2 protein-coding genes are annotated in these 1063 nt (G+C 65.8%); both read right to left on the bottom strand.

The genetic code is table 11. The features are described from left to right. Window positions 1-9: 9 nt before the first annotated feature. Window positions 10-843, bottom strand: a complete 834-nt coding sequence (locus tag DW943_RS10335) for a PTS system mannose/fructose/sorbose family transporter subunit IID (protein ID WP_117862982.1) — start codon at window positions 841-843, stop codon at window positions 10-12. After that, window positions 824-1063, bottom strand: a 240-nt coding sequence (locus tag DW943_RS10330) for a PTS sugar transporter subunit IIC (protein WP_147324175.1), incomplete at its 5' end; no start/stop codon positions are given. The genes DW943_RS10330 and DW943_RS10335, both read right to left, overlap by 20 nt.

Raw genomic sequence — 1063 nt, 5'->3', positions numbered from 1 at the left:
GCCGGGCCCTTACGCCAGCACGCCGAAGAACGCGCCGACGATGCCCACGACCATGGTGGCCACGATCAGCACCATGGGGTTGATCTTCTTGGACAGCAGCCAGTAGTACAGCCAGAAGGCGAGCATGCCGAGCATGCCGGGCATGATGCCGTCCAGGATGTCCTGGAGGGTCTGGGCGTCCTCGCCCGAGCCGATGGCCACCGGGATGCTGGCCCAGAACATGTCCTTGCACATGGCGCCCACGACCATGACGCCCACGATTCCCACGCAGGTCATGATCTTCTGCATGAGGCCGGTCCTCTGGGCCTCGTCCAGGAAGCCCACGCCCAGCTCGTAGCCCTTGACGGCGCCCCAGATGCGCAGCGCGAAGCCGGGGACGTTGTAGATGAGCAGGAAGGCGATGGGGCCGAAGGGGTTGCCGGCCTGGCACAGGCTGATGCCCACCGCGGCGGCGACCACGCGCAGCGTCGACAGGAAGATGGAGTCGCCGATGCCGGACAGCGGGCCCATGAGAGCGGCCTTGACGTCGTTGACGCTCTCGGGCTCGATCTCGCCGCGGGCGACCTTCTCCTCCATGGCCATCGCGATGCCGCCGACGAACGGGGCGAACTGGACGGTGATGTTGAAGAACGCGCAGTGGCGGTGCAGGGCCTCGGCGTAGTCGTCGGGGCGGCCGGCGTAGATCTTCTTGAGCATGTTGGCGACCATCAGGCAGAAGGCGATGTTCATCTGCTTGTAGTAGGTCCAGGAGAACTCCATGCCCAGGGCGCCGGTGTTGACGGCGCTCTTGACGAGGTCGGAGCGCGTGATCTTGTTCTCGGGACTAGAAGTCATCGTCCTCATCCCCTTCCGCGGAGAGCTGGGGCTGGGCTCCGCCCAGGCCGAGCAGGTCGAACTTGTCGATGCCGATGATGATGGCGATCAGGGCGACGCCCAGGACGGGCACGTTGGCGTAGGAGCACAGCAGGAAGCCCAGGAAGTAGAAGGGCACGAGCTGCTTGGTGAGCACCAGGCGGCCGAGCATGGCGAAGCCCATGGCCGGCAGGATGTTGGCGGCAACGCC

It is taken from the genome of Collinsella sp. AM44-11, from assembly GCF_003467145.1.
In the GTDB taxonomy this organism is placed as follows: domain Bacteria; phylum Actinomycetota; class Coriobacteriia; order Coriobacteriales; family Coriobacteriaceae; genus Collinsella.
The sequence above is the reverse complement of the archived record's forward strand: the minus strand, read 5'-3'. Positions and strand labels throughout refer to the sequence as shown.

Bases quoted from the DNA above. Each gene is read 5' to 3' on its own strand.
- DW943_RS10335 (WP_117862982.1), bottom strand. From the start codon at position 843: ATGAGGACGATGACTTCTAGTCCCGAGAACAAGATCACGCGCTCCGAC.